The 12,562-nt window shown below is 73.0% G+C and carries 13 protein-coding genes; 7 read left to right on the top strand and 6 right to left on the bottom strand.

Features of this window, described 5'->3' with window-relative positions; translation table 11 throughout:
* Window positions 1-233: 233 nt before the first annotated feature.
* From lanL to HTZ77_RS48780, 3 genes are all read right to left on the bottom strand, one after another.
* The gene (gene lanL / locus HTZ77_RS25255; RefSeq protein WP_175592135.1) at window positions 234-2,855 is read right to left on the bottom strand and encodes a class IV lanthionine synthetase LanL; all 2,622 of its coding nucleotides are present in this window, start codon (window positions 2,853-2,855) and stop codon (window positions 234-236) included.
* 282 nt (window positions 2,856-3,137) lie between these two features.
* Window positions 3,138-3,545 carry a PaaI family thioesterase gene (locus HTZ77_RS25260; RefSeq protein WP_235995157.1) on the bottom strand — a complete coding sequence of 136 codons (408 nt, stop codon included), beginning with the start codon at window positions 3,543-3,545 and terminating at the stop codon, window positions 3,138-3,140.
* Between the two features lie 55 nt (window positions 3,546-3,600).
* On the bottom strand, window positions 3,601-4,185 hold the full coding sequence (locus HTZ77_RS48780; RefSeq protein WP_407940545.1) for an HIT domain-containing protein: 585 nt from the start codon (window positions 4,183-4,185) through the stop codon (window positions 3,601-3,603).
* On the opposite strand from HTZ77_RS48780, the gene HTZ77_RS45420 reads away from it, so the two are divergent.
* From HTZ77_RS45420 to HTZ77_RS25275, 3 genes are all read left to right on the top strand, one after another.
* Window positions 4,075-4,590, top strand: a complete 516-nt coding sequence (locus HTZ77_RS45420) for an LLM class flavin-dependent oxidoreductase (RefSeq protein WP_205303383.1) — start codon at window positions 4,075-4,077, stop codon at window positions 4,588-4,590. The two genes, HTZ77_RS48780 and HTZ77_RS45420, sit on opposite strands and share 111 nt — an antisense overlap.
* A gap of 278 nt (window positions 4,591-4,868) precedes the next feature.
* On the top strand, window positions 4,869-5,138 hold the full coding sequence (locus HTZ77_RS45425) for a hypothetical protein (RefSeq protein ID WP_205303385.1): 270 nt from the start codon (window positions 4,869-4,871) through the stop codon (window positions 5,136-5,138).
* Between the two features lie 162 nt (window positions 5,139-5,300).
* Window positions 5,301-5,666 (top strand): hypothetical protein, encoded by a 366-nt coding sequence (locus HTZ77_RS25275; RefSeq protein ID WP_175592138.1) that lies wholly within the window; start codon window positions 5,301-5,303, stop codon window positions 5,664-5,666.
* 24 nt (window positions 5,667-5,690) lie between these two features.
* Here the strand turns inward: HTZ77_RS25275 and HTZ77_RS25280 are convergent, their stop codons facing one another.
* Window positions 5,691-7,298, bottom strand: a complete 1,608-nt coding sequence (locus HTZ77_RS25280; protein ID WP_175592139.1) for an alpha/beta hydrolase — start codon at window positions 7,296-7,298, stop codon at window positions 5,691-5,693.
* Between the two features lie 236 nt (window positions 7,299-7,534).
* Between HTZ77_RS25280 and HTZ77_RS25285 the strand changes: the two genes are divergently transcribed.
* On the top strand, window positions 7,535-9,034 hold the full coding sequence (locus HTZ77_RS25285; RefSeq protein ID WP_175592140.1) for a carboxylesterase/lipase family protein: 1,500 nt from the start codon (window positions 7,535-7,537) through the stop codon (window positions 9,032-9,034).
* A gap of 31 nt (window positions 9,035-9,065) precedes the next feature.
* Here HTZ77_RS25285 and HTZ77_RS25290 read toward each other — a convergent pair whose 3' ends face one another.
* Window positions 9,066-9,986 carry an aminoglycoside phosphotransferase family protein gene (locus tag HTZ77_RS25290; RefSeq protein WP_175592141.1) on the bottom strand — a complete coding sequence of 307 codons (921 nt, stop codon included), beginning with the start codon at window positions 9,984-9,986 and terminating at the stop codon, window positions 9,066-9,068.
* Between the two features lie 119 nt (window positions 9,987-10,105).
* Here HTZ77_RS25290 and HTZ77_RS25295 point away from each other — a divergent pair, with 119 nt between their 5' ends.
* Genes HTZ77_RS25295 through HTZ77_RS25305 form a run of 3 tightly spaced genes read left to right on the top strand, consistent with a single transcriptional unit; the run spans window position 10,106 to window position 12,127 of the window.
* Window positions 10,106-10,702 (top strand): PadR family transcriptional regulator, encoded by a 597-nt coding sequence (locus HTZ77_RS25295; RefSeq protein WP_175592142.1) that lies wholly within the window; start codon window positions 10,106-10,108, stop codon window positions 10,700-10,702.
* Complete coding sequence (locus HTZ77_RS25300) at window positions 10,703-11,671, top strand: glycoside hydrolase family 5 protein (protein ID WP_175592143.1); 969 nt, start codon at window positions 10,703-10,705, stop codon at window positions 11,669-11,671. It abuts the gene before it with no gap.
* 48 nt (window positions 11,672-11,719) lie between these two features.
* Window positions 11,720-12,127, top strand: a complete 408-nt coding sequence (locus HTZ77_RS25305; RefSeq protein WP_175592144.1) for a PPOX class F420-dependent oxidoreductase — start codon at window positions 11,720-11,722, stop codon at window positions 12,125-12,127.
* A gap of 26 nt (window positions 12,128-12,153) precedes the next feature.
* On the opposite strand, the gene HTZ77_RS25310 is transcribed toward HTZ77_RS25305, so the two are convergent.
* Window positions 12,154-12,453, bottom strand: a complete 300-nt coding sequence (locus HTZ77_RS25310) for a putative quinol monooxygenase (protein ID WP_205303387.1) — start codon at window positions 12,451-12,453, stop codon at window positions 12,154-12,156.
* Window positions 12,454-12,562 lie beyond the last annotated feature (109 nt).

Raw genomic sequence — 12,562 nt, forward strand, 5'->3', positions numbered from 1 at the left:
GCCTGGTGATCGAACGCTTGGTCATCGAACAGAGCCCCGCCCGCCCGTGTCCGGGCGGGCGGGGTCGGCTGTCAGTTGTCGGTGCAGCCGAAGTGCTTGATGCAGTTGGTCAGCCGGAGCGCCTCGTGGGCGCCGGGCTCGAGCTCCTGGAGCGCCTGCAGGTCCTCAACGTCGAAGGACATGGTCGTTCACCTCCTTGTGAATGCCGGGGCCGCCTGTGGCGCGGCCGTCTGTCATCGCCGTCCCGCTACGGGAGCGGCGAGCCTGGGGGCCTCCTCCGGCATCCACAACCGGGCGGACCGGTCGCGAAGCCGGAGGAGGAAGGCGACGATCCCCGCCGTGCCGGCGAGAAAGGTCGGCGGGAAGTCTCCCTGGGATCCGGGGACGAGCAGGCGGCCGCGACGATCGGCCGCGCGGATCTCCAGGCATCCGGCCAGGTCCCGCGCCCACCGCTGGTAGCGGTCGTCACCGGTGAGATCGGCCATGTCGAGCAGGAACTCGCCGTCGCCGGGCAGTCCGTGGCACGGCACCGGCCCCGACTGCCATCGGGTGCGGTGCACGGCCGCCGCGGCCTTGCGCGCCAGGTCCAGCGCGGGCGGGTCGCCGGTGGCGCGCCAGTACCTCACGAGGAACGAGCCGATCCCGGAGGAGCCGCTGCACCAGTACGGCCGGCGCGGGCGCACGGTCGACAGGTCGCCGCGCTGCGTCGGCCACCAGGCGGTGTCGCCGTCCACTTCGGCGTGTTCGTAGAGGGCGCGAGCGATCTCGTGGACGGTCGCCGTCCAGTCCGGCCGGTGGAGGGCCAGGCCCGCGTGGAGCAACGCGGTCCCGATGCCGGCGATGCCGTGCGCGAAACCGAAGTGGTTGGCCCCGGCCAGGCCCGAGTCGTAGGTCTGCGGCGTCGGCCACTGCGGGTGGCCGTCGCTGTACGACCGCGCCTGATGCAGGTTCTGGAAGGTCTCGGCGGCCCGGTCCCGCAGCGCGGGATCTCCCGAGGCCAGTGCGATGTGCAGGAGCGTCATGCCGCATCCGGCCAGGCCGTGCGTCACGTCGGAGCTGGGGTGGTCGGTGGGCAGCCGCCGCGCTGTGCGCACCGCGAACCGTGCCAGCTCGGCGTCGCCCATGGCCGTCGCCGCGTCGTACAGCGCCCACACCGCGCCGGAGCGCCCGAAGTACAGGCCGGGCGGCCAGACGTCCTCGGCCGCCAGCCGCCGCCTCAACCAGCGGGCGAGTTCCGCGGTTGCCGGCGCGTGCGGTTCGGCCCGCGTCAGGACGCCGAGGATTCCCGCCGCGCCGCCGTTGACCGAGCACGGGTCGGCTTCGATGCCGTCGGCGGCGTTGGGCCACGGCGACGGGGCGTCCTCGCTCGTGTCCATCGTCTCCACCAGGTGCGCGATCCCGTCGTCGATCAGGCGGCCGACCCGCCGCGGTGGCCGGGTCCGGTGGTGGGGGGCGGCCCGCTCCGGGGCGGGCGCGGCGAGGAAGCGGAGGCAGCTGTCCAGTGACCAGCGCCGCTCCGGTTCCGTCGCCAGCAGTCCTTCCACGAGCGGTCGCAGCAGGGCGAGCGTGGGGTTGGCCGCTGCGACCGCTGCCACCCTGGCCGCCGGGTCGGGGCCCGGCGGGTCCAGGTGGGCGCCGACCGCGAGGAAGTACACGATCGCGCCGAGGCTGTAGAGGTCGGCGGCCGCGTGGGGGGCGGGCCGGAACTCCCCCGTGTGGCCCGCCAGCTCCGGGGCGAGGTAGCCCGGAGTCCCGCCCACCATGACGGTGGTGCCCGGCACGGCCGCGTGCTCCAGGTCGATGAGCCGTAGTTCGCCGCCGGGCGAGAGCATCACGTTGTTCGGCGACAGGTCACCGAACACGTAGCCTCGGCCGTGCAGCGTCTCCAGCAACGCGGTCAGGCGGCTGATGACGGGCAGGACCTGCGCCGCCGCGCCGCCGAACCCGTCCTCGCCCAGCGGTCCGGCGTTCTCGTCCGACCAGCGCTGCAGCGTGATCCCCGGGACGAACTCCTCGACGAGGAAGGTGTGGCCGCCCTGCTCGAAGAAGTCCACCACGGCCGGCGTGATCCCGGCCGTGGCGAGGTCTTCCAGGCAGGAACGTTCGGCCGCGATCCGGTCGCGCGCGTCGCGGCCGCTCAGATCGGCGCACGCGTGCCGACGCCCCTCTTTGACGACGACGTCGTGGCCGGTGGTGGTGTCCTCGGCGAGGTAGACGCCGCCGCGGTTCGCATGCCGTACGGCTTTGCGGACGATGAACCGGTCATTGAGCATCACCGCGGCCGCCCGCGGGCGGGCGGCCGCCGGAGCCTCGAACGGGCAGGTCGCGCACGGCGGCGGGGAGAAACTCGGCCGCCGTTCGTCGGGAACGAGCCGGCCCTGCGGCGAACGCAGCCGAATCTCGTAGAACCCGTCGTTGCCGAGCACGCGGTGCCCGCTGAAGGCGCCGTAGCGGTAGTGGACGATCCCGCCCGTCCGGTACGGACGGTCGGAAAGGATCACCGGGCCGGGAAGTCCCCGGGTGACGTCGTCGAGCAGGGCGGCCAGGCGCACCGACTCGGCGTCGTCGAGGGGATAGACGGTGATGAACTTCCCGGCCTGCGCACGGCTGCAGTGCGGTTCGAGGAGTTTCCAGTAGTCGCTCAGCCGGGCGGGGAACTTGAAAGCGCAACGGGCCTCGGTGAGTACTCGCGAGACGCGGGCGAGCGCCAGCGGGGCGGAGAGCATCGTCGCCGAGACGTGCAGCTTCCATCCCTGGTCGGGCATCGGGTAGGCGTCGGGGGTGACCTTGCACCAGAAATCTTCCTCGGCGATGGACCAGTCCCGCGCGCCCGCGCGCCCGATTGCGGCGGACACGATGTCGCGCAGAATGTCCGGGTCTTCCGAACGCATGCCCACGTGAACCCGCTTCCGCTCGGCGCCGCTTTCCTGTGGAAACGAGAGTCGCGAAGCGCTCTTGCAGATGAATGGGAAACGAATTGAATGCGAGGTGAAAGCTGGTTTCCCGGCCGGGGGAGGGTGCCGCCACCTTTATCGGTCGCATTTCTTCGCTTTTTTGTTTCGTCCGTTGAATGGTTCGGCAAGCGTGGAACGCACTCGATGGTGGCGGCGAGAAGCGAGGGCGGGCGTAGGGGGGCGTCAGCCCAGGAGGGCGTAGACCGTGGAGGCTCGGGCCGCGGTTTCTCCGCTGCTCTCGTCGTTGAGGGCGACGTCGGCGAAGGCCATCCGACGGCCCAGCTTCGTGACGACGGCTTCGATCAGGACGTCGCTGCCCGTCACTGCCCGCTGGAACGTCGTGGACTGCTGCACCGTGGTCATCGGCCCGTACGCGCCCCGCGCCGCCGCTATGGCGATGACTGTGGCCGTGTCCGCGGCCGCCATCATCGCCTGACCGGACAGCGCGCCTCCTTCCCTGGCCAGTTGCTGCGACCAGGGCATCCGGAGAATGGCGCGGTCGTCTGCCACGGCCTCCACGGTCAGTCCGAGCGACAGAACCCAGGGGGCGAAGTTGGCGGTGAGGATCTTGCCCGCTTCTGCTGTGGTCATCGTCACGCGCTCATTATGTCCGTACGACCAGCCCGAAGCAGGGGCCACGAGCAGATCAAGCCGCCCGCGATCGGAGCCTGTCCTGGCGCTCGCCTTCAGCGCCAGGACCTGATCTCCTCGGCCAACCCCGCAAGGGACTCGACCGGGTGCTCGACCTCCGCCCAGGGCGGCGTGAGGTCGGTGGACTCGAACCGGGGCAGGACACCTCGACGGCGGCCCGCATCACGTGTGCCGCCGTCTCCGCTGGGATCTCTCCCAAGTCCCGGTGATGCGCTCCCGGGACGACCAGCGTGTGACCCCTGGTGGCCTGGGCGAGGTTGAGGAAGGCGATGGCGTGCTCGTCCTCGTGGATGGTCTGCGAGGGCTCGGTGGTGTCCGCCCACCTCGCGAAAGGCCCTCGCCGCCGGCCGTCGTACGACACGCGCAACCGCACGGCGCCGACCCTGCGATCGACTTCGACGTGCTCGATCCACCGTCTGATGTCAGGCTGAGTACGTTCGAGTCGGTCCTTTGCGCCGTGGAGGTTCGGGTGCGTGCAGGCGTCGTGGTCACCGCGTGCCCCGGTGTGGAGGATCTCGCCGTGCAGGCCGAGGAGTTGGGCCTGCACAGTTTCTGGGTGAACGACAGCCCGATGGTCCACGGCGACCCCTTCGTCGCCCTGGGACTGTGTGCGAAGGCGACCAGCCGCATCAGGCTCGGCATCGGCGTGACCTCACCGGCGCTGCGCTCGGCGCCGGCCGCCGCGAGCGGGTTCGCCAGCCTCAACGCCCTGGCGCCGGGCCGGATCATCTGCGGCGTCGGCACCGGGAACACCGCCCGGCGCACGCTGGGCATGCGGCCGGCCACGACGGCCATGATGGAGAACTTCACCGCCGCGCTGCAGGACCTGTGCGCCGGACGCACCATCGAGTACCGGGAAGGTGACCGGGTCCGCGACGTCCGGTTCCTGCACACCGGGTCGCAGGTGAACACGGCCGACCCGGTCGAGTTCGTCGTGGCCGCGCTGCTCGGGCCGAAGGCGGCCGCCGCCGCGGCACCGGCCTGATCTCTTTCGGCCTGCTGGACCCCACCGCCTGGCACGCACTGCACGAGGCCCGCCGCCGGGCCGCCGACGGCACGCCGCGCGCCCCCGGCTCCCGCACGGACTCCTACCTGGTCACCGCGCTGCACATACTCGACGAGGACGAGGACGAGGACCCCCACGGAGACGCGGCCCGTGACGCGACCGGTCATGTCGTCCTGTCGCTGCTGGCCTTCGCCGCCGACACCGCCGGCGACGCGCGCGCCTTCGCCGAGCAGCTCGGCCCCGAGGAGCGCGAGGCGGTGCGGCGGCTTCTCGACCGGCGCGGCACCACCGCCACCGCGCCCGACCGGCACACCAAGCTCTACCCCGACTACCTCGGACGCATCGCGCCGGAGGACCGGGACCTGATCCTGCCCTCGCTGATGAACACCGTGGCCCTGGTCGGCACCTGCGACGACCTTCGCGCCCGCATCGCCACCCTGGAACAGGCCGGTATCGACGAGCTGCTCATCCAGCCGGTGATCGACCCACCCTCCGAGATGGCCAGGTTCGCGAGACTCCTCACCTGAGCGGACCCGTCGGCCGCACGCCCGCGGTTCACCGACAACGAGGCCGACGACGAAGCGGCACCGCCGGGGAGTCGGCCGCGTCCGCTCGGCGGCCACCGGCCCGACCTCACGACCGCGACGGCGCACCTCGGCGACGCCCGCACCCAGGAGGCCTTCGCCACGGTGAAGAAGTGCGTCACGCTCTTCGGCGCCGTCAGCGCCGTCGTCCTCGGAGTGGTCGCCGTGATGGCGTTCGCCGGCCACGAGGCGACCTCGTTCATGTGGATCCGGGGAGCCGTCCTGCTCGCGGTCACCCCGCTGATCCACCGGATGACCGTCCGCGCCTCGGAGGGGTCGTACAAGGCGTTCGACCGCGTGCGCACCCTGTCCACCGTCATGCCGATCGCGATCATCGGCGTCGACCTGATCCCCGGCCTCTGCCCCGCGTGGTACGCCGTGCTCCAGGGCCTGTCCGCACCGGCCCTGATCGGCGTCGCCTTCGTCACCCGCGGTTCCGCGCTGAGCGCCGCCTTCCCCAAGAAGAAGTGACCTTCCCCAGGGCTGACGGCGTGGTCAACCGCCGGTGGCGCCGTTCCTCGCGCAGGTGGTGTTGGTGGCGGGCAGAACGCCGTCGACCAGGTAGCGGGTGACGGCGGTGTCGACGCAGGGGGCGCCGGCGGCGAGGAAGACGCCGTGCCGGTACGCGCCCCTCAGGGTGATCATGCGGGCGCCGCTCAGGGCCCGCCGCATGGCGCGCTGGCCGACATGGGGAGTCCAGGGGTCGCCGGCGGCTCCGACGATCAGGGCGGGGGCGTCGGTGCGGACGTCCGTGGGAGGCTCGGCGGGTGCCGCGGGCCAGAACGCGCACGGGGAGAGGTCGCGGGTCATCGGGCCGAACAGCGGCTCGCCGGCCCGGTGGGCCTGGATGTCGCGGAAGTAGGCATCGGGGTCGCGGGAGGCGGCCCGGTCCGCGCAGAGGACGGGGGTGCCCGCTCGATCGAACCCTTCTCCGGCGCTGGTGAGGGCGTCCTTCAGGAGCCGGTCCAGTGACGCGGTCGGGACCACGCGGGCGCCGCGTGCGGCGTCGCGCAGCAGGGCGACGTCGGCGGCGAGGCCCGCGTACGCCTCCTTCCCGTCGTCCGCGAGCTGGACGGCGAGCACGTAGGGAAGCAGGTGGGCGTCGACCCGGTAGGAACCGACGCGGAGCGGACGGCGGCCGGCGCTCCGGGCGATCTCGTCGACGGTGGCCAGCACGCGCCCGGCCGTGGCGCCCAGGTGCGGGCGGTCGCGACGGTGCGCGGCCGTGGCGCCCAGGTGCGGGTGGTCGCGACGGTGCGCGGCCCAGGCCGCCCAGTTCCGCAGCGCCGCCTCCATGGCCGGTCCGGCGGGGCGCAGCAGGCCCGGACCGTACGCGCCGGGATCCACCGCGCTGTCCAGCACGAACCGGTCGGCCCGGTCGGGGAACATCCGCAGGTACACCGCGCCCAGGTAGGTGCCGTACGAGACGCCGAGATAGGACAGCTTCGGCGCTCCCAGCGCCGCGCGGACCACGTCCATGTCGCGGGCGGTGTTGCGGGTGGAGGCGTGCGGCAGCATGCCGTGGTCGCTCCCCGCGCACCCGGCCGCCAGCCTCCGCATCAGAGCCGCCGCCTCGTCGAACGTGTCCCGGCTCGGGCCGGCGGAGCGCACGAAGGTGCCCGTGTTCCACCGGCAGCCCACGGACGCGACGGCGCTGCGCCCGACGAATCGGGGGTCCATCCCGATCAGGTCGTATCGGGCCGCGATCCCGGGCACGGCGGGCCCGAGCAGGACCTGGGACAGACCGGGGACACCGGGGCCGCCCGGGTTGATCAGGAGCACCCCTCGGCGCCGCCCGGGGGCGGTGGCCTTCAGCCGGGATATCGCGACCTTGATGGTCCGTCCGTCCGGGTTCGCGTAGTCGAGCGGGATCGTCAGCGCGGCGCATCGCGCCCCGGCGGCGTCCAGTCGCTTGCCGGCCGCGTCGTCCGGGCCGGTCCGGCAGCCGTGCCAGACGATCTCCTGGTGCTCGAATCGGGCGAGCGCGTCCTCTTGGCGGAGCTCCGGCGTCCGCGCGGCGGCGGCGCCGGCCGCCGATGACGGCGACGCGAGCATCCCGAGCACGGTCACGCCTGTCACGGCCGACAACAAGGTCTTGTTCATGGGATCAGCGTCACGGCCCGCGGCGTCCACGCGCCTCGGCCATTGGGACGATCATCCCTCGGTGCGCCTCGGCCATTGGGCCACTCGGCCGAGGACGAGGCCGAGGCCGAGGACCGGCCGGTCAGGATCGACTCCTCCCGGCATCCCGCCCGAAATCGAGGTGCGCCGAGCGGCGGTTCGGGCGAGGATGGCCGCGTCCGGCCGTGTGAGCCGGCCCCCTGGAAGAGGAGCGCGCCATGAGCGCCATCGGATCTGCGGACCCCGAGGTCCGGGTGAGCACGGGACGGCTGCGCGGGCGGATCGAGGACGGCGTGGTCGTCTTCCGTGGTGTGCCGTTCGCGTGCCCGCCGGTCGGTGCCCTGCGGCTTGCCGCGCCGGCGCCGGCCGAGCCGTGGGACGGGGTGCGCGAGGCCGTCGCGTTCGGCCCGCCGCCGCCGCAGTCCCGGTTGCTCGGCGCGTCCCGCGCGGACGGCGCCGACGGCGACTGGCTGACCGTCAACGTCTGGTCCCCCGACCTGGGCGCGGCCCGGCTGCCGGTGATGGTGTGGATCCACGGCGGCGGCTACATGTACGGGTGGTCCGGCGACCCGGTCTTCGACGGCCGCGTGCTCGCCCGGGACGGCGTCGTCGTGGTCACCTTCAACTACCGGCTCTCCGCCGAGGGCTTCGGGCACTTCCCGGGGGCACCGGCCAACCGCGGGTTACTGGACCAGGTGGCCGCCCTGCGCTGGGTGGGTGACAACATCGCGGCCTTCGGCGGAGACCCGGATCGGGTGACCGTCTTCGGGGAGTCCGCCGGCGCCGGGAGCATCGCGGCGCTGATGACGATGCCCCAGGCCGCCGGGCTGTTCCGCAGGGCGATCGTGCAGAGCGTGCCCGGCCTGTACTTCTCCGCCGAGCTGGCCGCCGACATCGCCGCCGCCGTGGCCGCCGAGCTGGGCCTGCCGCCGTTCGCCGGCGACCTCGCCCGCCTGCCGCCCGAGCGGCTGGCCGACGCCGGCGACGCGGTGGCGGAGACGATGGGCGGCTGCCCGCGGTGGGGCGGGGCCGCGTACGTCCGGACGCCGTTCGCGCCGGTCGTGGACGGCGAGGTGCTGCCCGCGGTGCCGTGGCAGCCATCGGCGGACGGGGCCGCGCGCGACGTGGAGCTGATCGTGGGGCACACCCGCGACGAGTACCGGCTGTTCATGGCCATCACGGGCGACATCGGGCAGATCACCGCCGAGCAGGCGGACACCGCGCTGCGGGAGCTCGCTCCCGCCCCGGAGGCCTACCGGGCCGCCCATCCGGGGGCGGGGGAGGAGCGGCTGTACGAGCTGGTGCACTCCGACTGGTTGTTCCGGATGCCGTCCGTCCGGCTGGCCGAGGCCCATCACAGGCGCGGGCGAGCCCACCTGTACGAGCTGACCTGGCCGGCCCCCGGCAACGGTGCCCTCGGCGCCTGCCACGGGCTCGGCCTGCCGCTGACGTTCGGCAACCTGACCGCCGGCGCGGCAGGACTGCTGATCGGACAGGATCCGCCGCCCGCCGCGGCCGAGCTGTCGGCCCGGGTCCGCGCGGCGTGGACCGCCTTCGCCGCGACCGGGGATCCGGGCTGGCCGGCGTACGAGCCGCGCAACAGGCATACCTGGATCATCGACACCGAGCCGAGGGTGACGGCCTACCCGGAGGAGACCTCTCGTGAGCTGTGGGCCGGGCACGCCTTCGGCCCCCTCCCCTTGCGGTCCCGGCCGTAGCGGCGAGAAGGGTCTCGGGGATTCCGGCGATCTAGCCCTGGGCGTGCGTCGCGACGAGGCGTCGCAGTGCGGCGTGGGCGGGTGGGCCCCAGGTGGCCTTGCCACCCGGGCGGCCGCGGACGCCGGCTTCTCCGACATGGACGCCGCCGAGGGCGCGGCGTAGCGCCCATCCGCGTGCGCGGCGCCGGGTCGCGGCGTCCGGGGCCGGCTGGTAGGCGTCAAGGAAGCGGTCGGCGGCGCCGTCCGGCAGCACGTTCCAGGCGGCGGCGAGGTCGCCGGCCGGATCGCCCGCGAAGAGGTCGCCGAAGTCGATCACGCCGCAGATGGTGCCGTCCGCGGTGAGGACGTTGGCCGGATGCAGGTCGCCGTGGAGCCATAGCGCCGGGCCCGTCCAGCCGGGCGCGGCGACGGCGTCGTCCCAGACCGCGCGGACGGCGTCCGGGTCGGCGATGAGCCCCATCTCGGTGGCCGAGGCCAGCCCCTTGACGAAGCCCTCGGAGTAGGCGGCCAGCGACCCTCCGCGGTCCCGGCCGGTGGGCGCTCCGTCGGGGGCGGGCCGGTGAAGCGCGGTCAGGAAGGCGGCCAGGGCGTCGGCCGCCTCCGCGCCGCGCGTGACGGGGGCGTGGTCGGCGGGCTCGCCCGGCACCCAGGTGGTGACGATCCAGGGGCGCGGAAACCGCGCGGACGGCTCGCCGAGGCGCTGCGGGACGGGAATCGGCAGCGGGAGGCGCGGGGCGAGGGCGGGCAGCCAGGTGTGCTCCTTGAGCAGCAGCTCGTCCGCGGACTCCGTCGCCCAGGGCAACCGGACGGCGAGGTCGTCGCCGAGCCGCCACAGCTGGTTGTCCCAGCCGCGCGCGCCGAGCCTCACAGGATGATCGGCCAGGTCGGGGTGCTGGTCGCGGAGCAGATCCCGCACCAGCTCCGCGGTGATCTCGATCTCGGTGTGCGTCATGCGGATCAACAGTAGCCAGAGTCCCGGTCCCGGCCCCGGCCCGCGGACAAGGTCATCGCCGCCGAGCCTCGTCCGCTATAGTCGATTTCGTCTAGTCGAATTCGACTATGGAGTGTTCGATGACGCCACGTCCGTTGCGTACCCCCATGACCGTGGCCGTGCTCGGCCTGCTGGCCGAGCGCGCACGTCACGTCTACGACATGCGCCTGGAGATGCGCGAACGCGGCCACGACCGCACCCTGAAGATCAAGAACGCGTCGTTCTACGACGTCCTGCCCCGCCTGGTCGGCGCGGGACTGGTCACCCAGGGGGAGACGGTTCGCGAGGGCGCCCGGCCCGAGCGGACCGTCTACCACATCACGGTGGCCGGGCGCGCGAGGCTGCGCGACTGGCTGCGCGAGCTGTTCGACGGTCCCGAAGGCGACACCTCCGGTTTCACGGTCGCGCTGATGTTCATGTTCGCCCTTCCCCGGACCGAGGTGATCGCCCTGCTCGAACGCCGGGCCGAGCGGACGGAGCGGCACGTCGGCGAAACCGGCCAGGCGCTGGACGCCGCCGCCCGGAACGGGGTCGGGCCGGTGTTCCTCGCCGACCACGCCTTCCCCCTGGCCCTGCGCCGCGCCGAACTCGACTGGCTGCGCGCCTTCGCCGCCCAGCTCCGCGACCCGGCCACGACCTGGCCCGACCCCGAGTCCCCGAAGAGAGACGTCAGATAAATGAGCACCCCCTCCATCCACGAGACCAACCGGCTCCTGGCCCGCACGATCAACATCGGCGCCGACTTCGGCGCCGAGCTGGAACGGGGATGGACCGTCCCGGTCGGCCCGCGCCATCTCGACCTGTGCCGCGAAGCCGGATTCACCGCCGTCCGGCTGGCGACGTGCTGGGCCGCGCACACGACCGAGTCCCAGGGACGGTTCGTCGTGGAGCCGGCGGTCCTGGACCGCGTCGACCTCCTCCTCGACCAGGCGGCCGAACGCGGAGTGAGCGTCGTGCTGAACAACCTGCAGGACCCGGACCTGCACGCCGCCCCACCTCGCCACCTCGACCGGCTGCTCGCCACCACCCACCAGGTCGCCGCGCGCTTCTCCGGCCGCCCCGCCCAGGTCATGCTCGAACCTCTGGCCGAGCCCCGCGGCCCTCTCGACCCCCTCTGGAACGACTACCTGCGCCGGATCCTCGCCGCCCTGCGCGAGGCCGACCCGGTCCGGGCCGTGGTCATCGGCCCGGCCTCCTACAACAACCTGCGCCGCCTGCCCGACCTCGACCTGCCCGAGCAGGACCGCAACCTGATCGTCACGGTCCACCAGTACTGGCCGACCACGTTCACCATGCAGGGCGAGACCTGGCTCGGCACCGACACCCCGTTCGGCGACCCCCTCTCCTGGCTGGGCACCACCTGGGAGGGCAGCCACGAGGAACGCTCCGTGCTGTCCGGCGCCTTCGCCGGTCTGGCCGAGTGGGCGCGCGCGCACGACAGGCCGATCTTCGTCGGGGAGTTCGGCTCGTCCGGCAACGCCGACCTCGGCTCGCGCGCCCGGTGGGCCTCCTTCAACCGGCGACTGGCCGAGGAGCACGGCTTCTCGTGGGGCTACTGGTCCTTCGGGCCGACCTTCGCCCTGTACGACGCGAGCGCGGGCCGGTGGGATCCGGCACTGCTCGAAGCCCTCGGCCTCGGCCGGTGAGGCGGCTCATCCCTTGCCGCGCGCACCTGAGCTCGTAAGCTGCGGATCATGAGCATTTCCCTGACCGAATCCGCGCGGAAGATCCTCGACGCCCCCAACATCGGCATCCTCGCCACGCTCAACCCCGACGGCAGCCCCCAGACCTCCGCCGTCTGGGTCGGCACCGACGGTGACGACGTGGTCATCTCCTCCGAGGCCGGACGGCGCAAGGTCCTGAACCTGGAACGCGATCCGCGCGCCAGTCTCAGTGTGTTCGACCTTTCGGATCCCGAGAGGTACGTCGAGGTCCGCGGGCTGGCGACGGTCACCGAAGACGAGGGAAGGCGGCTGGCGGCGGAGCTGGCGGAGAAGTACGAGGGCGCCGGCGGGGGAGAGGAGTACCTCCGGCTGCCCCCGGAGCGGGTGCGCGTGGCGATCCGGATCACGCCGCGACGCGTGCTGGGCTACCCGGCGTGACACAGACGCATCCCCGCCCGTCGCGCTCAGGCGGGGATGTCGGTCAGGCGGCGCAGGGTGAACGGCTCCGCCAGGATCTCCTCCAGGACCTGGGCCACGTGCTCGAAGTGCGGCAGCGAGAAGTGGTGATCCAGCGCCGCGCTGTCGGCCCACTCCTCCACGATGATCATGTGGTCGGGGCGGGCGGGGTCGGTGTAGGGCCGGTAGCCCAGGCAGCCCTGTTCCGCCAGGGACGGCTCGATCATCGCGTTCAGCTCGTGGCGCAGCCGCTCCTCCTGGCCCGGCTTGGCGCGGAATCCGGCGACGATGGTGAGAGTGTTCGACACGTGTGGCTCCTGCCGATAGTGATCGTTGTGCTGTCCGCCGGAGCGAACGAGGTCCATCGTGCGAGCCGGGCCGGAAGCCGGCCAGAGCTCCGTTCGACCGGGGTCGCTC

This window comes from Nonomuraea montanisoli (assembly GCF_013363975.1).
GTDB lineage: Bacteria > Actinomycetota > Actinomycetes > Streptosporangiales > Streptosporangiaceae > Nonomuraea > Nonomuraea montanisoli.